Annotated in this window: 21 protein-coding genes; 6 read left to right on the top strand and 15 right to left on the bottom strand. The window is 38.3% G+C overall.

Features of this window, described 5'->3' with window-relative positions; genetic code table 11:
* Positions 1-4: 4 nt before the first annotated feature.
* A complete protein-coding gene (gene radA, locus AB4J89_RS09395; protein WP_088494561.1) occupies positions 5-1396 on the bottom strand; it encodes a DNA repair protein RadA in 1392 nt (463 codons plus the stop codon).
* Between the two features lie 38 nt (positions 1397-1434).
* Positions 1435-2412 (bottom strand): phosphoserine phosphatase, encoded by a 978-nt coding sequence (gene serB / locus AB4J89_RS09390; protein ID WP_075672712.1) that lies wholly within the window; start codon positions 2410-2412, stop codon positions 1435-1437.
* Positions 2413-2521: 109 nt separating this feature from the next.
* Between serB and AB4J89_RS09385 the strand changes: the two genes are divergently transcribed.
* The 4 genes from AB4J89_RS09385 to AB4J89_RS09370 all read left to right on the top strand — a co-directional run bounded on the left by AB4J89_RS09385 (position 2522) and on the right by AB4J89_RS09370 (position 9211).
* Complete coding sequence (locus tag AB4J89_RS09385; RefSeq protein ID WP_088494560.1) at positions 2522-3223, top strand: YtjB family periplasmic protein; 702 nt, start codon at positions 2522-2524, stop codon at positions 3221-3223.
* 239 nt (positions 3224-3462) lie between these two features.
* Positions 3463-5004: a YjjI family glycine radical enzyme gene (locus AB4J89_RS09380; RefSeq protein ID WP_368469018.1), complete on the top strand. Its 1542-nt coding sequence runs from the start codon at positions 3463-3465 to the stop codon at positions 5002-5004.
* Positions 4976-5842 (top strand): YjjW family glycine radical enzyme activase, encoded by an 867-nt coding sequence (locus tag AB4J89_RS09375; protein WP_311755274.1) that lies wholly within the window; start codon positions 4976-4978, stop codon positions 5840-5842. The genes AB4J89_RS09380 and AB4J89_RS09375 overlap by 29 nt, the downstream gene beginning before the upstream one ends.
* A gap of 153 nt (positions 5843-5995) precedes the next feature.
* Complete coding sequence (locus AB4J89_RS09370) at positions 5996-9211, top strand: autotransporter domain-containing protein (protein WP_368469016.1); 3216 nt, start codon at positions 5996-5998, stop codon at positions 9209-9211.
* Between the two features lie 78 nt (positions 9212-9289).
* Here the strand turns inward: AB4J89_RS09370 and AB4J89_RS09365 are convergent, their stop codons facing one another.
* The 6 genes from AB4J89_RS09365 to AB4J89_RS09340 form a co-directional block, all read right to left on the bottom strand.
* Positions 9290-9916 (bottom strand): ATP-binding cassette domain-containing protein, encoded by a 627-nt coding sequence (locus tag AB4J89_RS09365; protein WP_311755272.1) that lies wholly within the window; start codon positions 9914-9916, stop codon positions 9290-9292.
* Between the two features lie 59 nt (positions 9917-9975).
* A complete protein-coding gene (locus AB4J89_RS09360) occupies positions 9976-10773 on the bottom strand; it encodes an ATP-binding cassette domain-containing protein (protein WP_088494553.1) in 798 nt (265 codons plus the stop codon).
* Positions 10767-11579 carry an ABC transporter permease gene (locus AB4J89_RS09355; protein ID WP_088494552.1) on the bottom strand — a complete coding sequence of 271 codons (813 nt, stop codon included), beginning with the start codon at positions 11577-11579 and terminating at the stop codon, positions 10767-10769. The genes AB4J89_RS09360 and AB4J89_RS09355 overlap by 7 nt, the downstream gene beginning before the upstream one ends.
* Positions 11576-12559 (bottom strand): ABC transporter permease, encoded by a 984-nt coding sequence (locus tag AB4J89_RS09350; RefSeq protein ID WP_088494551.1) that lies wholly within the window; start codon positions 12557-12559, stop codon positions 11576-11578. Before AB4J89_RS09350 ends, AB4J89_RS09355 begins: the two co-directional genes overlap by 4 nt.
* Positions 12544-14127: an ABC transporter substrate-binding protein gene (locus AB4J89_RS09345; RefSeq protein WP_368469013.1), complete on the bottom strand. Its 1584-nt coding sequence runs from the start codon at positions 14125-14127 to the stop codon at positions 12544-12546. The genes AB4J89_RS09350 and AB4J89_RS09345 overlap by 16 nt, the downstream gene beginning before the upstream one ends.
* Before the next feature lie 404 nt (positions 14128-14531).
* Positions 14532-15521: a glycosyltransferase gene (locus AB4J89_RS09340; protein WP_088494549.1), complete on the bottom strand. Its 990-nt coding sequence runs from the start codon at positions 15519-15521 to the stop codon at positions 14532-14534.
* A 425-nt stretch (positions 15522-15946) separates the two neighbouring features.
* Here AB4J89_RS09340 and AB4J89_RS09335 point away from each other — a divergent pair, with 425 nt between their 5' ends.
* Together AB4J89_RS09335 and AB4J89_RS09330 are read left to right on the top strand one after the other, a co-directional pair.
* Complete coding sequence (locus AB4J89_RS09335; protein ID WP_088494548.1) at positions 15947-17320, top strand: type II toxin-antitoxin system HipA family toxin; 1374 nt, start codon at positions 15947-15949, stop codon at positions 17318-17320.
* Positions 17317-17694, top strand: coding sequence for a helix-turn-helix transcriptional regulator (locus AB4J89_RS09330; RefSeq protein ID WP_088494547.1), 378 nt, complete (start codon positions 17317-17319; stop codon positions 17692-17694). The genes AB4J89_RS09335 and AB4J89_RS09330 overlap by 4 nt, the downstream gene beginning before the upstream one ends.
* Before the next feature lie 127 nt (positions 17695-17821).
* On the opposite strand, the gene hycI is transcribed toward AB4J89_RS09330, so the two are convergent.
* Genes hycI through hyfE form a run of 7 tightly spaced genes read right to left on the bottom strand, consistent with a single transcriptional unit; the run spans position 17822 to position 24025 of the window.
* Positions 17822-18322, bottom strand: a complete 501-nt coding sequence (hycI, locus tag AB4J89_RS09325) for a hydrogenase maturation peptidase HycI (protein ID WP_088494546.1) — start codon at positions 18320-18322, stop codon at positions 17822-17824.
* A complete protein-coding gene (locus AB4J89_RS09320; protein ID WP_088494545.1) occupies positions 18319-18729 on the bottom strand; it encodes a formate hydrogenlyase maturation HycH family protein in 411 nt (136 codons plus the stop codon). Before AB4J89_RS09320 ends, hycI begins: the two co-directional genes overlap by 4 nt.
* Positions 18722-19504 (bottom strand): NADH-quinone oxidoreductase subunit B family protein, encoded by a 783-nt coding sequence (locus AB4J89_RS09315; protein ID WP_072069032.1) that lies wholly within the window; start codon positions 19502-19504, stop codon positions 18722-18724. Before AB4J89_RS09315 ends, AB4J89_RS09320 begins: the two co-directional genes overlap by 8 nt.
* Positions 19501-20055, bottom strand: coding sequence for a hydrogenase 4 subunit H (gene hyfH / locus AB4J89_RS09310; RefSeq protein WP_069369752.1), 555 nt, complete (start codon positions 20053-20055; stop codon positions 19501-19503). Before hyfH ends, AB4J89_RS09315 begins: the two co-directional genes overlap by 4 nt.
* An 11-nt stretch (positions 20056-20066) precedes the next feature.
* Positions 20067-21800 carry an NADH-quinone oxidoreductase subunit C gene (locus tag AB4J89_RS09305; RefSeq protein ID WP_088494544.1) on the bottom strand — a complete coding sequence of 578 codons (1734 nt, stop codon included), beginning with the start codon at positions 21798-21800 and terminating at the stop codon, positions 20067-20069.
* Between the two features lies 1 nt (position 21801).
* Complete coding sequence (locus AB4J89_RS09300) at positions 21802-23370, bottom strand: hydrogenase 4 subunit F (protein WP_088494543.1); 1569 nt, start codon at positions 23368-23370, stop codon at positions 21802-21804.
* A gap of 4 nt (positions 23371-23374) precedes the next feature.
* A complete protein-coding gene (hyfE, locus tag AB4J89_RS09295) occupies positions 23375-24025 on the bottom strand; it encodes a hydrogenase 4 membrane subunit (protein WP_036934333.1) in 651 nt (216 codons plus the stop codon).
* Positions 24026-24035 lie beyond the last annotated feature (10 nt).

The following is a 24035-nucleotide window of genomic DNA, read 5'->3' as shown; positions in this document are numbered from 1 at the left end:
TCCTTTAGAAATCTTCCAAATCATCAAGGACAGATAACGCATCTGACAGCTTCTTCACACCATACACTTTCATATCAGGGGGATTCTTTTTCGGCATATTTGCACTTGGTACAATTGCCCGTTTAAATCCATGTTTTGCTGCTTCTGCAATACGCTCTTGTCCACTCGGCACAGGTCGAATTTCTCCCGCAAGTCCCACTTCACCAAATATCACTAAATCACGCGGTAAAGGACGATTACGAAAACTTGATACTAATGATAATAACAAGGCTAAATCTGCACTGGTTTCTGTAACTTTGACCCCACCAACCACATTCACAAAAACGTCTTGATCAGACATTTGTAACCCGCCATGGCGATGTAAAACGGCAAGTAAAATAGCAAGGCGATTTTGCTCTAATCCCACCGCAACACGTCGTGGATTAGACAACATTGAGTGGTCAACTAATGCTTGGATTTCCACCAGCAAAGGTCTTGTACCTTCCCACACCACCATCACAGAACTGCCCGATGTAACTTCATCACCTCGACTTAAAAAGATAGCTGAGGGATTGCTCACTTCTCGTAATCCTTGTTCTGTCATGGCAAAAACGCCTAATTCATTAACGGCACCAAAACGGTTTTTATGACTACGTAAAGTACGAAAACGAGAGTCTGTTTCGCCATCCAACATCACTGAGCAGTCAATACAGTGTTCCAACACTTTAGGCCCTGCCAATGTGCCATCTTTTGTCACATGACCTACCATAATAATGGCAACATCATTAGTTTTAGCAAAACGAGTCAGATAAGCAGCTGTTTCACGAACTTGAGCAACACTGCCCGGTGAAGATTGAATATCCGCCATATGCATCACTTGAATAGAGTCAATCACCATCAATTTAGGTTGTTCTTGTGAGGCAATTAAACAAATCTGTTCAATACTAGTTTCTGACAACATATTCAGTTCTGCTGTCGGTAAACCTAATCGATGAGCGCGCATAGCGACTTGTTGTAGCGACTCTTCACCCGTGACATACAGTGTTTTCATTTCAGTCGCTAAACGGCACATGGTTTGTAGCAATAAAGTACTCTTACCTGCGCCGGGGCTTCCCCCGATTAAAATGGCACTTCCGGGAACAACACCACCACCTAATACACGATCAAACTCTTTAAATCCTGTGGAAAATCGGGGTAATGCTTCAAGGCTAATTTCCGATAACTTTTGAACTCGGCTAACACCTTTTGCATCACCCGCAAATCCACTAAAACGCTCGTTGCGGGAAGAAGGAGTTGCAGCAAGGCGCACTTCTGTAATTGTATTCCACGCATGACAAGCAGAACATTGTCCCTGCCAGCGAGGGTAATCTGCACCACATTCGTTACATACAAAGGCTCTTTTTGCTGCTTTTGCCACACTTCTCTCCCAACAATAATTATTTTAGAAAAACACCTTTAGCGCTCTTCGTGTTTTAAACCGCCACTTAAAATGCACAATACACCCATTAGATCAGCGTGGCGGATCGCCACTTTCGCCTGAGCATACACTTTAGGTTTAGCATGATAAGCAATGCCAAGCCCTGCTTTTCTCAACATTTTAAGATCGTTTGCACCATCCCCAATGGCAATTGTTTGCTCTATTGGGATCTCTAAATCCTTAGCTAAACGAGCAAGGACTTGGGCTTTATATTTCGCATCAACAATAGGGCCTTTAACTTTACCTGTTAGTTTGCCATCTTTAATTTCAAGATGATTAGCAACAGCAGCCACTAAACGTAATTTTTGTTTTAAATTATCAGCGAAATAAGTAAAACCACCGGATGCGATAGCAATATGCCAATCCATCGCCTGAAGTTTGCGCACTAAGCTCGTTAACCCCGGCATAAGAGGCAAATCATCCATCACTTTTTGTAAAATAGAAGCATCCGCACCTTTAAGCTCAGCAACACGGAGTTTTAAGCTTTCACTAAAATCCATTTCACCTTGCATTGCTCGCTCTGTTATCGCAGCAACTTTATCACCTACTCCAGCAAGTTTGGCGATTTCATCAATACATTCAATTTGAATAGCCGTTGAATCCATATCCATCACTAAAAGCCCAGGAGAACGTAAACGAGGAATTTCACCTAGTGGAACGACATCTAGGCCACATTCATCGGATAAACGACGGATACGGCGAGTTAGGCTACCTGCAATACGCACAACTTGGTAATCATCAATGCGCCATGAAGAAACCACTACGATTGCCACACCTAATTTATGTTGGAACTCGCTTATTCTTTTCTTATCAAGTTCACGTCCATAAAGTAACCACCCACTATCGCCAGCGCGGTAATCTAGTGGCATTACCTCTTCACCACTGAGTGATAACGGCAGACCCGGCCATTTACGGATTTCATCCGGTAAATAGCAATAGGTCAGACTATTTGACATACTTATTCTCCTGTTTTCCCCTGTCTGAACAAAATAATCGTTATTCAGCCTATTCTATCTCTGGCTCATCTGGCAACATGCACATACTTGCTTACGCAAAAGGATGAACATGCTTAAAGACAAACTAAAATTCAAACTACAAAAAACGGCGATTATACTGATTTGTATCGCACTATTGGCATTTCTAATGCAAGGCGCGTCTTATTTTAGCCGTGCAAATCAGCACGCCCGTATTACTCAGTTTGAAGAGCTTGCAAAAACGCTGGCAGAACAAGTTGCGTTCTCTTTATCCACTTATATAGATGACAGTAGCAAAGATAACGTAAATCCCCTCATTATGGCTAATTTAAATCATCTGACTCATGATAGTCGGGTGCTTGATGCCAGTCTCTATTTAGAAGATGGTACACAAATAGCGCATAGTGGTGAAAATGTCACTGTTAAAGAGCGATTAGCTTTAGAAGGGCAAAAGAGTGGCGGTTCTTTTAATCACCAACTTGTTGTACCTGTACCGGGCAAAGATAAACCCAAAGGTTTTTTAAGACTCACTCTGGATACTCACCAGCTTGTCACTGAATCAAGCCAAGTCGATAACACGACAAATTTACTACGTGTCATGTTATTAGTTGCGCTTGCAATTGGCTTTTTGCTTTCTCATAACCTTCTTCAGTTAACCCCTGTTCATTGGCAACAATCGCCTTATTTATTAACTGCCAACTTACCGCCTCGTACTGAAAAAGAAGAAGTAGAAGAAAACGAGAGTGATAAAGAGAAAGATAACGACACAGAGAATAAAACAGATAAACCATAGATTTTTATTACATTAAGAAGTCACTAAGTGGGTTGAGTTATTCATTAGCTGAGCTCACTTTTTTTATTTCTAGCTAACCATAACTTTATTTAGATATATCTAATTTATACGTATTTTCGTGCTATTTCCTTAATCTTTAAAGGGGTTTTGTTTAAAGTCACGGTAAATTCTAATCAAGTCATTAACCTAAAAAGATAGGTTTTAAATCTTTTTCTGGCTCTTTGAGTACTGAGGTGGTTATGACTGAACAATCTGTTATCCAACGTTGTCAACAAATCGTAGAAAACCCAACCCTTTCCCCTGAACAAAAACGTCATTTTCTCGCTTTAGAAGCTGAAAATATGTTGCCTTATCCCTCACTTCCTGAGGATGCAGCTAAAGCGCTTAATGAACGGGTTATCTGTGATATGTATGAAGGTCACGCCCCTTATAAACCGCGTTATGTCTTACCCGATTATGCGAAGTTTTTAGCACAAGGCTCTCGCTATTTAGAACTGGAACCTGCGCAAGATTTTGATGATGCCTTAAACATGCTGACTATTCTTTATCATCATGTTCCTTCTGTAACTTCTATGCCTGTTTATTTAGGGCGTATTGATAAAATCTTACTGCCTTATGTTGGTGAACTAACCGAAGAACAGCTTTACCCTAAATTAAAACGCTTCTGGCGCTATCTTGATAGAACGCTACCCGATGCCTTTATGCACGCCAATATTGGTCCAGAAGATTCTGTTCTTACACGTCTAATTCTTAAAGTGGATGTTGAGCTTCAGCAAGTCGCACCTAATCTCACATTTATTTATGATGCAAAATCAACGCCTGCTGATTTACTTCACCAAGCTATCACCAATATTTGCCACAGCAGTAAACCTCACATTGCTAATGGTACGTTGCAAGATGCGGTATTTGGCAAAGATGAATACGGAATTGTCAGTTGCTATAACTCTCTGCCTCAAAGTGGTGGTGGTAGCACCTTAGTGCGTATAAACCTCAAAGAGGTTGCGCAGCGTAGTCAAAATAGCCTCGATTTTCTTAAAAATGTATTGCCTTTTTACATGCAAAAACAGATTGAGATCATTGATGCTCGTTGCGAGTTTCTCTATGAAAAATCTAACTTCTTTAAACAGAGTTTCTTAGTTGAAGAAGGATTGATCTCACCTGATCGTTTTGCCCCTATGTTTGGGATCTATGGAATGGCAGAAGCAGTAGCGCTTTTACTTGAAAAAGAAGGTAAAAATGTCGCTTATGGTGACAATGAATCTGCCAACCAACTTAGCTATATGATCAGTGAAAAATTGGCACAATTTGTCACTGAAACACCTGTAAAATATGGTTGGAACCACCGAGCAATGCTACATGCTCAATCAGGTATTAGTTCTGATATTGGCACAACTCCTGCGACTCGAATTCCTTATGGTAAAGAGCCAGATCCTGTTACCCACTTAATGACCGTTGCTCCTCACCATCAATTTTATACCTCAGGGATCAGCGATATTTTAACGGTTGATGAAACCATCAAACAGAACCCTGATGCCTTAATGCAACTCTGTTTAGGGGCATTTTCTTCCGGATTAAGAGAATTTACCGCCAATGTGGGTGGAAATGATTTAGTGCGTGTTACAGGTTATATGGTGCGCTTATCTGATCTGAAAAAATATAAAGAAGAAGGCTCCCGTCTTAATACCACTTGGTTAGGTGATGAAGCCACGGCAAATTGTCATATTGCTGAACGTAAACCACGAGTTATCAGTCATGAACAGCAGATGCGCTTCGATAAATAAGATACTCCCCTTTTCTTGTGTTGATGGCCCAGGCAATCGTCTGGCCATCTTCCTACAAGGGTGTAATCTGCGGTGCAAAAATTGTCACAATCCCTATACCATGGGGATCTGTGACAATTGTGGTGACTGCATTCCGACTTGCCCACAGCAAGCGCTTTCATTGCAGAATGGAGTAATGCGTTGGAATAGCACCAGTTGTGAACAATGTGACACATGCATTCAGCAATGCCCACGTCAATCAAGCCCAATGACCTTAACCTATACCGTTGATGAATTAATGGCTATTACACGTAAATATGCAGCATTTATTAACGGCGTAACAGTAAGTGGTGGAGAATCTACATTACAACTTCCTTTTTTAATTGATTATTTTAAGGCAATCAAAGAAGCCCCTGATCTCAAACATTTGACGTGTTTAATTGATAGTAACGGCACGCTTTCCCTTAATGGTTGGCAAAAAATTTCACCTTTTATGGATGGGGCGATGATTGATTTAAAAAGTTGGAATGAAGACACCCATATTTATTTAACTGGAAGAGGTAATCAGCGGATTAAAGAATCAATCAAATGGTTAGCTAATAATAATTTACTTACAGAATTACGCCTTTTATATATTCCAGAGAGAACTGATTATTTAGAGAATATTGAATTACTTTCTCAGTTTATTAATTCACTTGGTGAATCTGTGTTGATCCGTATTAATGCATTTCATCAACATGGTGTTTATGGAGAAGCTGCAAATTGGCAATCTGCCAATAAAGATGACATTAATCGACTGAAAATAGAACTTAATAAAAGAAACATCACATTCATAAAAACACCTAACATATATTCATAATAAAAATATATTAAATAAAATAAAACAAATTAAAAACTAATAATATCTAAAATAATTGAAATTAAATTTTTTAAATAAAACACTCTAATATTGACAGGTTTATACGTTCAAATTAATCTTCAAAAACCTGCAAAATAGATGGAGTCATTTCTTATGCTTATAAATAAAAACAAATTAAAAATTTCAATTATTATATCGCTAATAATTACACCCTCATTAAGTTACTCTAAATATATCACTTCCGAATTAATAGAAACATCTCCTATTGATTTTAAATTTTATGAAGTAAATAAAAATAACTTAACTCTACCAAATAATTTTTATCATCACGGAAAGCTATCATCTAAAACAACGCCAACAATATTATCATCAAAATATTCAAACATTATTATTCTATCTAACAATAATAAAAACAGTATAAGTTATGATGCTGGGGTTAGTTTCCAAGGTTTAGAAATTGAACATTATAGTAATATAAATTTTCTTTCGTTATCAGAAGATGGGCGTTACATTACAGCTCATGGGAATCATCTTGAAAATAAAGAAAAAAATGTATTAAAACGATTTTTTATCTATGATACTTATCTAAAAACGGTTCATCAATTTAATTCAAAAGAAGATACTTATTATGATAAGGAAGATTATTTTCTTACAACAAAAGATGGTAGGTTTAGCCTTTATGCTGATTATTCAACAGAGTATGAAACCATAAAAGAAGCTAACAATGGCTATCTTCCTTATAATAAAATGTCCTACTTTATCTATGATAATAAAACTAAAAAAACAATATCACTAAAAGATATTGAAAATACGGATATAAATAATCATTTAGAAAAAAACAGATTTAAATCTTTCCTAAATTTAGATTTTATTAATGACATTATAGATAGAAAACCTATCTTGACAGGTATTTCTTTTGATGGAAAATATTTATATGGAACATTGAACAGAACATCATCTATTTCAGAAAGTAAACCTGCTTTTATTTATGACTCAATTAACAACACCATTAATTTTATTTCAAAATCAGAATATGGTGATGCAAAAATAAATGCAATGTCAAAAAATAATATTGCAGTAGGCTGGTTAGAAGATAGAGTAAAGTATAAAAATGAGCGAAATCAAAGACTACTTAGACAAGCATTTATTTACGATGCAAAAGATAACAAAACCATTATTCCTAGCAGAATAAACCCAGATAATAGTGACTATTATAATTCAGAAGCTACTGGAATTTCAGACAATGGTAATACTATTGTAGGCTGGGTAGAGCAAGGATATAAACGAAATATCAATAGAAGCTTTGATTATAATAAAGATTTAGAATCGAGATATCCTAGAAGTGCCTTTATCTACTTTAGAGATAATGATACTTCATTATTACTACCAAACTTAAACCATTCCAATGAATTAGAATCTGAAGCACACGCTATCTCAAGTGACGGAAAGGTTGCTTTTGGTGTCGCTAATAATAAAGATAATATCTGGAGATTTGTTAGTTGGAAAATAGAAGAAGCCAATAAAATAGATAAAGATTATCAAGCATTAATTGCTAATAATAACATTTCATCTATGAAGAATATAGTTGATAATCTTTCTTTAGATATTAATAAAGAAAGAGAAAAAATTAGACTCGCGCTTTTAGAAAAACAAAAAGAGACTGAAAAAAGAAGAAAAGAAGCAAATTTAAATAAATTAAGTTTAGAAAAAAAATTAGATGATCCTGATTTATTCAATAAGTACATTGGCGAATATACAAAATATCAAGATAACGAGGCATTAGCACAAAAGGAACTCGATAATATACAAAATACTTTAAATAATTTCGAATCATTAGCATTAACACCAGAATTAAAAGCCAGAGAATATCAATACAACGTATACAAAGAAGCGCTTGATATACAACAAGGCATCGCAATAGATAAAAATAAAGAGGATCAAGATAAAACAACAACAGAGAAAGAGCGCTTAGCCGAGATTGCCAAACAGCAAGAAAAAGCAGACAAAGAGCGCTTAGCCGAGGTTGCCAAACAGCAAGAACAAGCTGAGAAAGCACGCCTAGCCCAGATTGCCAAACAAAAAGAGCAAGCTGAAAAAGAGCACTTAGCCGAGATTGCTAAACAGAAAGAACAAGCTGAGAAAGAACACTTAGCCGAAATTGCCAAACAGCAAGAGCAAGCTGAAAAAGAGCGCTTAGCCGAGATTGCCAAACAACAAGAGCAAGCTGAGAAAGCACGCCTAGCCGAGATTGCCAAACAACAAGAGCAAGCTGAGAAAGCACGCCTAGCCGAGATTGCCAAACAACAAGAGCAAGCTGAAAAAGAGCGCTTAGCGAAAGAAATACTACCCGTTGAAGACGGGTTAGCACTGCGCACTAAAGAGAAAGCAGATACCAAACCATCCGTTGTTATTAGCAAACCTATTGATATTGAAAACACCCATAAATCCATGCAATTAATAGCTGAAAATAGCTATAAATTAATGGATATGCAACAAGGACAATTACGCTATCTGGCTTCTGCAACCTGTTCTGTGGGTACTAAAAAAGCCTGTATTAGCGGCTTTGCACACTATCAAAATGTAAATAAAGCCAATGCAACACAAACTGGGTTAAGTGGTGCTTATCGTTTTGATATTAACCATATTCCATTAATTGTAGGGCTTGCCATTGATACAGATGTTTATTCTTCATTACCTAAAGGCTATCAATATCAAGGTTATGCATTACCTTTAATTGGTTTTAGTTTAGATTTAATGCCATCACTCAATGCAGAATTAAATAGCAATGCATTACATCTGTCATTAAAAGGGGCGTACTTAAGTCGTAAAGTATCTATCGAAAGACAAGCATTAGAAGATACCGAAGCTGGTAAAGGCGATGCCAGACTCTCTGGATACCATATTGATTTTCAAGGTTATTATCCTTATTCATTATCAGATAATTTACTACTTACGCCATTTGTAGGACTTACTTTCAACCAGATATCTCGCTCAGCCTATAGCGAAACACAGAATGCCCAATTTCTAGTACATTACGATGCACTGAAAACACATTCGCTATTAGCCAAAATGGGATTAGGGATGGAGTATTTACTAGGTTCTTCATTCATATTTAATACTAAGGCGGGTTTACTGTGGAGCTTATCGCATCATCAAGATGATTTCCGTAGCCATATTGATTATATCGGTCAGCAGAAAATCAATTATGCAGACAATAAAAAACAACTCAAACAACGCCCATTTGCTAATGTAGGATTAACTTATCAGTTTGATAACCAATCTTCCGTCAATACATCCGCAAATTGGGAAATGACAACCTATCGTAATCACGATATGCAAATAGGTGTAAGTTACACTTATCGCTTCTAATTCCTTATTGTTACATTTAGCAGTTATATTTGGCTTCCTATATCAAAATATAGGAAGCTTTTTTATTAAAGAGAATAGTTATCCGTTCTTATTATAGAAATACTCTTCTTTATCGACCCACCACACTTTGGTCGAAACCTTCTCAAGTAGTGCTTTATTGTGGCTAAAAATAATCAAACTTAAAGGACGCTTCTGACTTTCATCGATCAATACTTGCCAAATATCGGCTTGAATTTGTGCATCCAACTGCGCCGTTACTTCATCAGCAATTAATATTTGAGTACGAGGATCTAATGCTCGTAATAACGCAATACGTGCAAGCTCTCCGCCTGATAATTCATTAGGTCTACGCGTTAACCACTCTTGCTTGATCCTTAGTTTTTCAAACCAACTTTCATCTGGTGACCAAGCATCACGAACACTATCTCCCGTTGTTCGAAAGGGATTAAAACATTTATCAGGGTGTTGAGGAACTAACTGAATAGGACAATAACCCTTGTTAGATAATGGTTTACCATTAACAAGAATTGAACCTTGAGTAGGCATTTGCCACTGAGCTAAAACACGACCTAATGTCGTTTTTCCTGTGCCACTTGGCGCTGAAATACCGAGTCGCTCTCCCGCATCTAACGAAAAGGAGAGATCTTGCCATAACACTTTACCTGCTTGCTCCACAGATAATTGTTTTAACTCTAAAAGTGGCATAAAGATAACTCCAGAAATAACAAATTAAATGTATAAAAATAAAACTTAAGAACTCAATATTATAATGGGTTAAGTGATGCTTCTTTTGTATTTATAAATTGTTGTTCAGGTAATGCATTCCAAAGCGTTTTCAACCACTCACTACCTTCATGACGATTAAGCACATTCGCTGGAATAATCTCGTTAACTTCACCCTGATTAAGCACCGCGATCGTATCCGCAAATCGTGCAGCTAAAGCTAAATCATGCGTCACCCAAAGCACTGATTTACCTTGATTGCATAACTCTCTTAAATGTCCTAATAACAAACATGCATGTTCATCATCAAGCCACGAGGTGATTTCATCAGCCAAAATATATTGTGCATTAGAGAGCGTCGCATTACAGGCTAATACACGTTTTGCCATCCCACCAGATAGTTTTGCTGGATATGTTTTTACCAATGAGCCTGAAAGATGATAAAGCCCTAACTGTTGCACGATATCATCAGACGTAACATCAGCACCACTTAAACGCGCAGAGCGGCTTAATTGGTCACCGATACAGATCAACGGATTCAGGGCACTGACACCTTGAGGAATATAACAAAAGGTATTCCCACGATAAGCGATAAGTTCCCGTTCACTTAGCGTATGCCCATTCAATTTAATCGCACCACGGACTCGCATATTGGCAGGCAAAAGTCCTAATGCACTTTGTAATAACAGGCTTTTACCTTCACCACTGCCACCGACTAATGCCAGCATCTTTCCGGGTTTAATATCCAATGAGATTGATTTTAGCAACGGTTGCCAATTTCGTTTTCCTAGCCAACGAAATTGTGCGATATCAATGGAAAGCTGTTCAAAACTTAACATCCTGCCCCTCTTAACCATAACTGTTGCATTGCTTTAGCAAATTGATCGAAGATCAATACCAAGCACATCAAAATCAATCCCGGAAACACCACCATCCACCATGAGCCCGTACTTAAATAACGCAGTGCATCAGCCAGTAACAAGCCGAGTGAAGGTTCATGAGCTGCCTGACCAAAACCGAGGAAACTTAAGGCTGCGCTATGCAATACGGCATGAGGAAACATTAACAATGTTCCCACGATCCACTGAGGTAATAGCATAGGGATATAGTGTTTTTTCACGCACTCAAAAGGTGTATTACCAATACGGCGTGATAACATCACATAATCAGCTTCTCTAATACGCTGAATTTCGCCTCTTAAAATTAAAGCTAATTTAGGCCAATGGGTTAATGCCACCGCCCAAATTACCCCTTGTTGCCCACCACCTAATGTAAAACAAATTAAAATCAACAGTAATAAATGAGGTAATGCTAAAAGCGCGTCAACAACGCCTCTTACAAAAAAATCACAATAACGGTTAATTGAGGAGATACCAGCAAAAATTAAGGCGATTGCACCACTAACAACTGCACTCGTCACACCGATATTTAAACTGCTCAACATACCTTGGAAACAACGTAGCCATAAAGAACGACCTAAGTTATCAGTCCCAAACCAATACTGATCTGACGGAGCTTGATTCCTAGCCAGAAAATCCATTGCGATATCCGTATGAGAAACAGAAAAGCCATACGCCACTAACCCAATTAACGCGAGGGCTACTAATAAAAGTCGCAACAAAGGCCTATTTGGATCGTAAATCATGAGTCTCGCAAAATTCCTTTATTAATACGTCGCAATAGCAAGTTAGAAATACTATTGCCAAAGAAAATCAAAATAGTACTAAAAACAACAATACCCATTAACAGAGGAATATCTCCTCGTAATCCGGCATCAACCGTTGCTTGCCCTAATCCAGGATAAGCAAACACTTTCTCTGCTAAGAGAGAGCCTCCAAGCAATTCGCCGATTGATGCAAACTGTAAGCAAAGTGCAGGTGTAATGGCATGACGTAGAACATGAAATAGCATCATAGCCCACCCTTTATCACCTTGAGCCTTAGCAAAATGGATAAATTCACTGCCCATTACTTCGGCAACTTTTGCGCGAGTATGCAAAGCGATATTCCCAGTGCCTAATAATCCAAGCGCAATCATAGGTAAGATCAGATGGGAAAAACGCTGACTTAATGTTGCCGTTTCGGCACTACTTCCCATCGGCCACGCACAACAAATTGGTGCCCAATGTAAGGTGACAGAAAACAGAGATAACAGCAGTAATCCCACCCAAAATGTCGGTAATGCGGCTAATAAATAAGATAAAGTAGAGATAATTCTATCTGGCCAACGATTAAGATATCGACCTGCGACTAATCCCATCACAACGCCAATAACACCTGAAAATACCCACGCTGAGAAAAGCAAGATAAACGAAGGCCCGGCACGCTCACGAATAACATCAATAACAGGCATGTTATACAACATGGAATAGCCAAAATCCCCTTGAATAATTTGGCTAAACCAAAGCCAAAATCGCATCCATAAAGGTTGGTCAATTCCCCAACGCGCCGCAATTAAAGGATATTGTTCCGGAGGAACATTCAGTAGATCACTACCGATATAGGCCTTAATGGGATCGATCGGTGAAAAACTTAATAAAATAAAAACACCTGCTGTTGTCACCAACAGCAGGCAGAGTAATCGCAGGAAAAAACCCGCACTTTGACGTATTACTGACAAGTCCACTTCCAAGTATCTACGCTATTTAATAATGACCATGAACCATGGATTTCAGGTGTTCCTGTCCCCAGATCAACACAAGGGTTAGTTAGGTAAGTATGTTGCACATTCATCAACCAAGCCCAAGCAGCATCACCTTTTACACCAACGCCATTTTTACCATCCCACTCAACGGCTTTCCAATGAGGAACAGCTTCTTGCCACGTATGGGCATCAAGTGCGGCTTGTAGGTGTTTTTCGACTTCAGGATTTTTATAATAACCCGGATTATAATAACCAACACCAGCGGCATTAGCACTGTAATGATGATAAAGCTCCATAGGATCAAGGCTACCCCAACCAAATAAAGTTGGATTTGAGTGCATATAGCGTTCTACTGTATCCCAACTTCCTGATTTAAGATCCATTTGAATCCCAAGAGGTTGCACTAGCGCACGAATTGATTCGGCTAAATCGCGACGAGTTGCATCACCACTGGTATACCATAAGGTCAGTTTGGCTTCTAAACCGTCCTTTTCACGAATACCGCTTTTATTCAGTTTCCAACCTGCATCTTCAAGAATTTGCTTCGCTTTTTCAACATCACCATCTTTGAAAGCAGCGTCAGTTTGATCCCAAGGTAAACCTTTTACACCGGTATATGCAGGAACGGCATAACCATCAAGCACTTGCTCTGATAACAATTTACGGTCAAGAGCATAGTTAATCGCTTTACGAATAGCGATATCTGCGGTGATGTCGTTACCAATGTCATAACCTAAGGCGTTCTTCTCACCTGATTTTACCATTGGGAAAACAATACCGCGGTTCTCAACACTTGGTCTTTCCCACAATTTGGTATTTGGTAAATTCTTAGCGATTGCAGCCGTTGCTGGTGGAATACGCACAATGCCTAATTGCCCACTTTGAGCAGCAGCAAAGGCGGCATCTTCATCAAGGAAAACAAAGATGAGTTTTTCAAAATCGTTTTTCTGTCCTGCATAATAAGGGTTAGCTTCAACAATTAATTGCTGACCGGGTTGGAAGCTGACCATGCGATAAGGACCAGCACCAATTGGCTTTTGTGCATAGGTTTTTTCATCATACTTATCAGCAGAAACAATGCCTAAAGAGCCGAGTACGTTAACAAAAGTACTTTGTGGCGCTTTTAATGTAATAGTGACATGTAAGTCATCATCTGCTTTTGCAGAAAGGAAGTTACCCATATCAACTTTACCGCCACTTGCAGCGGCATTGTTATAGGTAAAGACGATATCTTTTGCTGTAAGAGGCAGACCGTCAGAGAATTTTAAATCTGGCTTTAACGTTAATTTCCATGTTTTACCATCTTCACTTGGCTGATAGTCACTTAACATATTGCTATACCAAGAGAGATCCGCATTTTGCTTTAACAATGGGCTATGAAGAAGTAAATAACTGCCATGACTCCAACCCAGCATTGGGTCGAAACCCTCTGTTGGCTCTTCACCAATCGCTAATTTCAACGTTTGAGCAGATGTTGCAAAAGGGACGCTTAACGCGGCTAAGCAAGTTAACGTTACTAATGATTGACGCCAACCAAACCGAATAGACATAAAACATTCTCCGATTTTTTAGATACGGCTTATCATCAGTCTCTATCTAAATAAGATGAAGAGGCTGAAACAAGATAAATAACAATGATAATTATGATGTTCTGCAACTTGGTACAGATAAAGGCTAAACCAGTGGCATCATAATAAGTTTTTTTATTCAACTACTCGAATAATATTCGACAGTTTATTGATTTTACATAAACTTTTATTAAGCAGTAATACTCATTATGGCAAACTTCTAGCAAGTGCACAGTATTTTTCTAATAAATAAGTTATATATTTATCATTGAATTTATTAGTGAGCGCAAAACGAAATAAAGTGACTTTTTAACGAAATTAGATTATTTCATTTTATTTAATATGCACTGAAAATAAAAAAGGCACATTATTGTGCCCTCTTGTGATTATGAATTTAATATTCTTTTTAATTTAAAATAGCGTCGTCCTAGACGCCAACGCAATCTAAAATCTTTCGCATTATTCCAAATTAATGACCATATTCCTCTATCAAAAAACTCTTTAACTATCTGTTTTTTAACTTCAATAGATTGAATAGAACCAATTGAATGGATGATCCCCAACCCCTCTTTAGCTATTTGCCAATAACATGCATTGATATTTTGAGACACTTCCTTATGCTTTTGATTAATAGCATCAAGCATTTCTAATATTTTCATGTAATTATGAATTGTTCTAACATGAATAGAATCATTAGGTGTTGTATGAGAAACAGATCCAGAGTGAATAAAGTAATCGTAGTAACGCTCATCAATATATTTGACACGTTTAGCGGTTAATAATGCTTCTGTTGTCCACGGAATATCTTGATGATGTAAACCAGGCTCAAAATAATAACCATGAGCAAGTAGAAATTCGCGTCGATAAATATTTAACCAAGTCACATGCAAAAATTTCTTAGAATTTAATGCCATTTCTAGCCATTGTGGCCCAGTTAAAACATCGGTTGAATGTAATCGGTTAGATGGGAATATAGGTCGTGAAGGTCGTCCATCTGCATAGACATAATTACCATTGCAAGTCGCAATATCTAAATCATCAGCAAGAGCGATTTCGAGCAAACGAGAATACATTCTGGCATCGATAACATCGTCAATATCAGGGAAAGCGACGTATTTTCCACGAGCAGCATGAAAACCAGTATTGCGAGCAACGGAAACGCCTTGGTTTTCTTGTGTCAAAATAGTGACATCAGGGAATTTATCTTCCCATTCATAAAGTAATTTCAGTGAATTATCTTTAGAACCATCATCAACAAGAATAAGCTCCCAACTCGGTAGTTTCTGCGCTTGTAAATAGTTAAAAAATTTCGATAAAAATTTCTCACCATTATAAACGGCAACGATAATACTTAATTGAGGTACAAAAGAAGACATAACCAACCTTTTATTCTTTCTAATAAGTAACTTTCGTTCTGAACATATTGGTTAAGGATAGCAAAGATACCAACCTCAATATGGAGCTATTCTTGCTATTCACTCGTTATGCTTAAATAAAAAGTTACTTTTCTGCCGATTCGAAGTAAAAATCATTATTAATAAAGAATAAGTATAGTTAACTTTGAAGATATCCCATGAAGAAAGGGTTAAGGTGGTTTATTTTTTAAAAGAAATAACTAAAGGGAAAATTAAGGTTTATACAGAAAAAACATGTTATTAGTCGTTATGCTATTTATTAATGAGTAATATAAGTGTCATTAGTGCTCATCTTTGCAGTTAACGAGTAATATAAGTGTCATTAAATTCTTTTTTATGCTTTAATGAGTAATATATCACTCATTAGGGTATGAAGGATAATTGATATGGAAAAAATAACATTACAAGCCTTCCTGAATCAAGAATGGACAGATATTGCCATTATTAATTTTCCTAAGTATGACCGCATGTTATATGCCAATAAATATGATATTACTTATCCAATTACAGAGTTGGAGTATGAAACAAGTTATTCAATAGAGCATCTTTATCAAGATGATCACCATGCCGTTTCTATTAATCATCCTGTTGAACTTTATTTTGATGATAATGGCTCACCAAGCTGGCTTAAATTCTTAGATGATATTGTACCTAGTGGAGCGAGTCGGCGATATTGGATCCAATATCTTGATATTGCTGAACTTAGCATTGAACAACAAAATTATAAATTACTTCATAACGGTACTATTTCTCCCATTGGAAACTTAAGGGTGAAAGAGTCATTACCCATACCATCTCCCTTAAATAGAAATCTTTTTTTCACTATTAATGATGTAAAAAATCGAGCGAGTGATTTTTTAGATTATGCTCAACGTAAAGGAGCAGCAGCAGGTGGCGCAACAGGGGCTGGAGGTGAGGCACCTAAGTTATTATTAAGATGCAACGATAATGAGGAAGTTTGGATTGATACTTATCAAGACGATATATCTAATCTTGATAAGCATTATTTAGTTAAGTTTCCTAGAGGAAGCCGTTCAACTGTAGATTGTAATATCTTAAGAGCAGAATATCATTTTTATCACGAACTCACAGATATGGGATTTGATACGATCCCAATTAATGATATGCGTTTAGAAGAAGGTGATAATTACCCTTCTTTATGGCTGCCTCGGTTTGATATAAAAATAGAAGATAACAAAATTATTCGTTTAGCTATGGAGTCCGTCTATTCCATATTGAATAAAGCACCAGGTACAACGCTATATCATGAAACTGTTATCAAAGAATTAATAGATAAGATTACCCACAGTAATATGGTTACTGAATTTGGTTTTCAATTTGATACGGCAAATTTTATTATCGAATGGGTAAGGCGAGATTTATTGAATATTATTTTTGGTAATAGCGATAATCATGGGCGAAATACTTCTTTTATAAGATATAACAACGCAATTTATCTCGCACCTATTTATGATTTTGCACCAATGAAAGCTGATCCAGAAGGTATTGCTAGAACGACAAAATGGAGCTCTCAAAGTGAAATTGGTGGTGAGTACAATTTTATTAATATTGCAGATTCCTTATCTGATTTAATATCGCCAGAACAATTACTTAAAGCATTAAAAGAAACAGCACAACAATTACTGACTTTAAAAGAAAGATTAGAAATGAGGGGTGTACCTACGCAAATTTTGACCATGCCTTCATTTGGCTTTGATTTCATACCTAATAAATTAGAACGCTGGGGATTATTACCATGAACAATGTTGAAAATAAAAATCACATAGATAAATTTCCCACTAGAGCTTCTAAGAATCATCAGTTTGTAGCAACAACTGATAGAAAACAAGTCATTAGCAAGATTATGGCAAATCTGTTATTCGGAGAAATAACTCAAGGAGAAGCATTGAAAATGCTAAGGATTAGAGTCCTAGGTTTGAATCAAGATCTTTATGCAAAACTCATTAATGTTTCACGCAAAACCTTATCTGAAATAGAAAATGATAGAGGTAATTACTCTGCTGATATCATTAATAAAGTATTCAAACCTTTTGGCTTAAAGGTAGGACTTGTTCCTTCTTCACCACATGTTTTATCTTTACTATTAAAAGAACGCCTTCCAATTAATGAGTAATATAAGTGTCATTAGCACTCATTTTTGTAGTTAATGAGTAATATAAGTGTCATTAACGAAAAACATCCGCAAAGCGGATGTTTTAGTTTTTATTTATATAAATAATCAGTGGATACTTGTTGTATTTTTATTCTTCAATATCTTCTTCATCGCAGACTTCAAGTTCTGGAAAGTAATCAACTCGCCAAGACTTAATCCCTTGATACACTTCATCAACGGCATTTTTTACCGCTTCGGTCATTGGATAATAAAAACCGACGAGATCGGGCTGGATACCTAAGAAAGTGATATCTGGAATATCATCTTTTAATTGATCGATAAGAAAATTCAGCGGCATATTATGGGTGCTCATAATAAACATTTCCGCTATGTAATCAGGATCTATCACCCTAATTTCACCGGGGTTTAGACCAATATCAGCTGCATCAACAATGACAACACATTGAGGTTGTAGTTCTCTTACTTGATAAGAGACATTTTCAGGTGCACTTCCCCCGTTGATAACAATCCATCCATCAATGGGATTTGCTTCCATTAACTCAGCAAGCAGAGGACCTGCACCATCGTCGCCCATCATGCTGTTGCCAACCGTTAATACCACTTTAGGTGCTGTCATTGCTTTACTCATGGTTTTCTCTTCACAATCAAATAAATAGCAGGTTCTGCATGGATCTCACCCAGTAATTTAATCAGCGTTTGACTCCATTCACTAAAAATAGGATCGTCATTTTTGATAATAGGATCAAAGGCTAACGCTAATAAGTGAGTATGCTCCGAGTTAATATTGATTTCACCGAATGTCAGCAATCCTTGCATTTTGCGTTTTGCTTCACCTTCAGGTAATAAATCAATCCATGCTTTATATTTTTCTAAAGGGCAGACTAGCTCTGTTTTTAGACAATCAATCATACCCACATGGTGACCAATCGCGAGCGAATAGTACATCACCTGTTGCGCTTGCTCAGGAATATCATCATCGCTATCAACAAACTTTTGTCTTAGTGACCAAAAGTAAACTTTAGCGTCATCAGGCATAAATTCCTCCTTGGCTTAATGAATAGACCAGACGTTTTACAATCTCAGATAAACGAGGATCGTTTGCTTGTCGTAGCCATTCATCAACACGTCCACTCACTTCTTGAATAGTGGCACCTTCTAATAAGGTGAGGAAATGATCACTGATTTGTCTTCCTTGATAATAACCAGCAAGACGTCGTGCTTCACGCTCAATCATTACTCGAGCATCTAAAGGAATCGAAGGCAGAATTAGAGATGCTTTCTCATTTTCTACTTCAATGTGTGATTCACCTTTTAATTTTTGGTCTAACAAACCCAGTGCAACAGCAAATCCATAAATCGTTGCCGCTGGTGTTGGAGGACAACCGGGTATCCACACATCAATAGGAACGATAGATTCACTACCACCCCATACACAATAGAGATCGTGGAAAATACCGCCACCACAGCCACAAGCGCCATAAGAGATACAGATTTTTGGATCTGGCGCTGATTCATAAGCACGTAATGCAGGTACACGCATCTGGCGCGTTACTGCGCCAGTAAATAATAAAATATCAGCGTGACGAGGTGAGGCTACCACTTTGATACCAAAACGTTCAGCATCAAAAACCGGTGTAATTGCGGAGAAAATTTCAATCTCACAACCATTACAACCACCACAGTCAACACGATAAACATAGGCTGAACGCTGAATATCTTTCAACAATGTCTGTTTTAGCTTTTGTACCTGATCATCAAGGGTGATCGGTTGGCTAACATGATGATTAATGGGAATTTCTGGTAGACTCATTTTATTGTACTCCCAATTTCGCCCATACTAATATTTTCACGGCCATCAGATAACAAGTTATGTTTACGCTTACATTCAGGGCAAGTTTCAAATTGTGGGCGCATCGCTTCAACAGTTTGCTCATCCCAACCTGATTGCACTAATAGTTCCATCGCATATTCAACTGATTTTCTAGGCGTAAATGGTTGATGGCATTCTCGGCAATTCAATAATTTAAAAGTCCCTTTAATATAAAGATCTGACTTTTTAGTCACTGCCGTTTCAAACATATCGGATAAAACAATCGCTCTTGTTGGGCAAACTTCTTCACAACGACCGCAGTAAATACAGCGACCAATGAATAATTGCCAATGACGCTCGCCTGTTTCCAAATTCGTTTCCATCGTTAACGCATTAGCAGGACAGGCTGCGGTGCAAGCACCACAGACAATACATTGCTGTGCATCATATTCAGGCTTTCCTCTGAAACCATCAGGTAAATCCAGAGGCTTAAACGGATATTTGGTCGTTGCTTCGCCTGTTTTGATTATGGTTTTAAACAATTTTAACATCGTTCATTCCCTCACTTGAGCGGCGAATTTTTACGTTCGATGCTGTAACGTTCAATTTCTTTATAAGAAACTGTTTTAGATTTACGTTTTTTCACATCGACGAGCGTTACCCTGTCAGTACAGGAATAACAAGGGTCAAGACTACCGATAATTAACGGCGCATCAGAGACGGTATTTCCTTGTAACATATAACGTAATACAGGCCAGTTAGCATAAGTTGCAGCACGGCAACGCCAGCGGAATAATTTTTGGTTATCACCCAACATACTCCAGTGAACGTCTTCGCCTCGTGGTGCTTCAGTAAAGCCTAGTGCAAATTTATAAGGTTGATAAGTAAAGCCTTCGGTTAACAATGGGCCTTCTGGCAAATTATCTAAGGCGTATTCAATCATTGCCATTGAATCCAAAACCTCTTTGATACGTACCATCACACGGGAGAATACGTCGCCACCTTCATAACTAAATAGAGTCAGTGGAAGATTGCCATAATCTGCAAATGGGTGGTCAAAACGCACGTCACGTTTAAAGCCACTCGCTCTGATCATTGGACCTACTGGGCTGAAATCACGAGCCACTTTCTTATCTAAAATACCTACGCCGACTGTACGCTGCTCCATATTAGGCGCTGATAGAAGAATATCTACCAGTTCAGTAACTTCTAGACGCATTTCTCTAACTAACTGAATTGTTTTCAGACGCTGATCTTTTAAGATATCGCGACGAATACCACCAATTAAGTTTAAGCCATACGTTTTACGCGCACCGGTCAGCATTTCTGCAATTTGCATTGATTTTTCACGAATACGGAAAAATTGCATAAAACCAGTATCAAAGCCTGTAAAGTGGCTAGCTAAACCAATATTTAATAAATGGCTATGAAGACGTTCGACTTCTAATAAGATAGAACGAATAGTATGCGCACGACGAGGCACTTCAATGCCTAACGCATTTTCAACAGAAGTCACATACGCCACACTGTGAGTAAAACCACAAATACCACACACGCGGTCTGATAAGAATGTGACCTCGTTATAACCCATACGGGTTTCAGCCAGTTTTTCCATACCACGGTGAACATAGAACATGCGGTAATCAGCATCAACAATGTTTTCACCGTCTACGAATAAGCGGAAGTGTCCCGGTTCATCTGAGGTAATGTGCATAGGACCAATTGGTACAACACGTGCATCTTGCTTACCTTCATTCAAGAAAGGATAAGTTTCAACTTCAGTTGCTGGTGCTGGACGTTGGCGGTAATCCATCGCGTCTTTACGCAGTGGATACATCTCTTCAGGCCAGTCATCTGGAAGCACTAAACGACGTTCATCAGGTAAACCAACAGGGATAAGACCGTACATATCACGGATTTCACGTTCTCCCCACACTGCAGCAGGTACACGCGGTGTTACTGACGGGAATTCTAAAGTGATTGGGCTAACGTGGGCTTTTACTACAACCCAGCACTTTTCACCCTCTTCCATTGATAATGCGTAGTAAACAGCATAGTCCCCGTTTAAACTACGTTCATCATTACCAAATAAAACAGGTAACCAACCGCCTAAGCCGTAATACAGGTATTCCACCACTTCAGGAAGTGATTCCGTTTTTACTGTTATCGTCAATTGATCAGCGGTTTGTCGCTCTTCATCAAGAACAGCTGATGGGAATTTTTCACGAACTTTGGCAACATAATCTCCGCCTAATTCTTTTCCCTCTTTTCTACTGACATAATTTTGGTAGCTCACGTTACATCTCCTGAACCGATGTGGATGGATTGCTGATTAAAGCCGTTGGCCATGCATAAGTAGGTGACTCACTTTTATCAATATTCATCACGATATTAGCGGCATTTTCTAACAGCTCGCTGACAGGCTTAGGAATGTGAGTTCCCATTAACAGCATAAGTGCAATCAGAATGACCATTGGTAATGTGGTTAAAATTCCCAGTTCACCTTTAGCAACAACATCAGGTTTTGGACCAAAGACAGTTTTAGCCACCATACGAACTAACCCACCTAATACCACGGTCAATAACAATAATAATAGGATAGTTAAGCCAATGTGCTGAGAAGCTAAACCTGCTACAACAATCATAAATTCACTGATAAAGACGTTGAAAGGAGGCATACCGCCTAACGCTAAAGCACCACCAGCAAAAAGAGCGGCACTTAATGGCATCACTTTAAACATGCCTTTCACGACATTTAAATCACGAGTACCGTATTTCAATAACACGTTACCTGAGCCACAGAACAACAGTGCTTTCGCCAGACTGTGGTTTAAGGTGTGGAATAAAGCAGCCAAAATACCGATCGGTCCACCAATTCCTAATGCGACGGCGATTAATCCCATGTTTTCCACACTGGAATATGCTAAAAGACGTTTCATATCACGCTGAATAAGGATAAAGAACGCCGCGATAGCAACAGAGAGGAAGCCAAAGATTAACAATAAGTTACGTGTGAATTCAGTACCAATTGCCGCATCAATAATGATGTAGTAACGAATGATGATTAGCAGTGCACAATTCAGTAGTACAGCTGATAACAGCGCACTGACTGGGCTTGGTGCTTCACTGTGCGCATCGGGTAACCATGCATGCATTGGGAATAAACCCGTTTTGGTACCGAAACCGATTAAAATAAAGACAAAAGCTAAATGCATCAGTGTTGGGTCTAACTGGTCTGTATATTTCAACACTTCAGTCCAGAAGATAGCCTGATCTGGATCAGGCATAAAGCTTGCGGCATTGGCATAAACCAAAATAGTACCGAAAAGGCCAAACGCTACACCCACACTACAAATGATGATGTACTTCCACGCAGCTTCCAGAGAAGAACGTTGACCATAAATTCCGACTAAGAATGCAGAACTTAGGGTTGTTGCTTCAATCGCAGCCCACATTAATATCAAGTTATTACTCGTGATTGCTAATAACATGGTGAATAAAAAGAGGTGGAAGAAACCATAGTAGTTACACAAAGTGCGCACTGAGATTTCACCCTCATCCACTTCATGATTCATATAGCCAATAGAATAAAGCCCCGTTAAAAAGCCGATAATACCTAAGATGGCAAGGAATAATGCGCCAAGGCTATCCACATGAACCCAATTAGCAGCAGCCAATATTTCGCCATGAGACATGACATCTGCCACAGTCCCTAATGCAGCGATTAACAATACGGTGATACCAATAGCATGAATACCCGTCACGACAGGACGCGCACCCGCTTTTAATAACGGACTTAGAAACGCCAGTATTGAAAATACCAACGGTGCAAACATTAAAATTGTTAACATGGTTGTTTGGTTCATCTCCTCACCCCTTCAGCGCGGTCAGTTGATCCACGTTCAGTGTGTTGAGCGTGCGGTAAATCTTACGAGCCAACACTGCCATAACAATCACAGCAAAGATGGCGTCAGTGGCGATACCGATTTCGACCAGTTCTGGTGCTCTCCACGCTAATAGTGCCAGTGTTAAGTGAGAGCCGTTTTCCATTAAGCAGTAACCAAAAGCTTGTTTTAGGATATTTCGTTGAGTCACGATACAAAGCAGACCCAACATAAAGTGTCCTAAAGAAACCGCGAGTGCAGGTTTCAAATCAACAACCATTGGTATTTGAATTGGCTCAACCACAAACCAACTTAAAATAACGATAACAGCAGCCAGCAACATTAAAAGTGCAGGGCTAATAACACTGATATTCGCACTAGGATCGGATAACTTACGGAATGCAAATCCTAAAATAAGTGGCACAAGCAGAACTTTAGTAAAGAAGGCGGTAATCGCCCAAAGTGTGAGTTGGTGTGCATCCAATGTATTGGCTAAAGTGACGAAAATCATCACTAAAACGAAAGATTGCAATGCATAGAACCAACATGAAGCAATCGGCTTTTTAGCGCCAATCACCAGTAGCGAGGTGATCATCATTAACCCCGCCAAATTGTTTACGATAAGTGCTCCAGTCATGATTTATCTC

The organism is Proteus sp. STS61-E (assembly GCF_040932335.1).
Taxonomy (GTDB): domain Bacteria; phylum Pseudomonadota; class Gammaproteobacteria; order Enterobacterales; family Enterobacteriaceae; genus Proteus; species Proteus mirabilis_B.
This window is presented reverse-complemented; position numbering and strand designations above follow the sequence as displayed.

What these genes read in the sequence shown, in the direction of transcription:
- serB (WP_075672712.1), bottom strand. Translation starts at nt 2,412, where the DNA reads ATGTCAAATAGTCTGACCTATTGCTATTTACCGGATGAAATCCGTAAA.
- AB4J89_RS09385 (WP_088494560.1), top strand. Translation starts at nt 2,522, where the DNA reads ATGCTTAAAGACAAACTAAAATTCAAACTACAAAAAACGGCGATTATA.
- AB4J89_RS09380 (WP_368469018.1), top strand. Translation starts at nt 3,463, where the DNA reads ATGACTGAACAATCTGTTATCCAACGTTGTCAACAAATCGTAGAAAAC.
- AB4J89_RS09375 (WP_311755274.1), top strand. Translation starts at nt 4,976, where the DNA reads ATGAACAGCAGATGCGCTTCGATAAATAAGATACTCCCCTTTTCTTGT.
- AB4J89_RS09370 (WP_368469016.1), top strand. Translation starts at nt 5,996, where the DNA reads ATGCTTATAAATAAAAACAAATTAAAAATTTCAATTATTATATCGCTA.
- AB4J89_RS09365 (WP_311755272.1), bottom strand. Translation starts at nt 9,916, where the DNA reads ATGCCACTTTTAGAGTTAAAACAATTATCTGTGGAGCAAGCAGGTAAA.
- AB4J89_RS09360 (WP_088494553.1), bottom strand. Translation starts at nt 10,773, where the DNA reads ATGTTAAGTTTTGAACAGCTTTCCATTGATATCGCACAATTTCGTTGG.
- AB4J89_RS09355 (WP_088494552.1), bottom strand. Translation starts at nt 11,579, where the DNA reads ATGATTTACGATCCAAATAGGCCTTTGTTGCGACTTTTATTAGTAGCC.
- AB4J89_RS09345 (WP_368469013.1), bottom strand. Translation starts at nt 14,127, where the DNA reads ATGTCTATTCGGTTTGGTTGGCGTCAATCATTAGTAACGTTAACTTGC.
- AB4J89_RS09340 (WP_088494549.1), bottom strand. Translation starts at nt 15,521, where the DNA reads ATGTCTTCTTTTGTACCTCAATTAAGTATTATCGTTGCCGTTTATAAT.
- AB4J89_RS09335 (WP_088494548.1), top strand. Translation starts at nt 15,947, where the DNA reads ATGGAAAAAATAACATTACAAGCCTTCCTGAATCAAGAATGGACAGAT.
- AB4J89_RS09330 (WP_088494547.1), top strand. Translation starts at nt 17,317, where the DNA reads ATGAACAATGTTGAAAATAAAAATCACATAGATAAATTTCCCACTAGA.
- hycI (WP_088494546.1), bottom strand. Translation starts at nt 18,322, where the DNA reads ATGAGTAAAGCAATGACAGCACCTAAAGTGGTATTAACGGTTGGCAAC.
- AB4J89_RS09320 (WP_088494545.1), bottom strand. Translation starts at nt 18,729, where the DNA reads ATGCCTGATGACGCTAAAGTTTACTTTTGGTCACTAAGACAAAAGTTT.
- AB4J89_RS09315 (WP_072069032.1), bottom strand. Translation starts at nt 19,504, where the DNA reads ATGAGTCTACCAGAAATTCCCATTAATCATCATGTTAGCCAACCGATC.
- hyfH (WP_069369752.1), bottom strand. Translation starts at nt 20,055, where the DNA reads ATGTTAAAATTGTTTAAAACCATAATCAAAACAGGCGAAGCAACGACC.
- AB4J89_RS09300 (WP_088494543.1), bottom strand. Translation starts at nt 23,370, where the DNA reads ATGAACCAAACAACCATGTTAACAATTTTAATGTTTGCACCGTTGGTA.
- hyfE (WP_036934333.1), bottom strand. Translation starts at nt 24,025, where the DNA reads ATGACTGGAGCACTTATCGTAAACAATTTGGCGGGGTTAATGATGATC.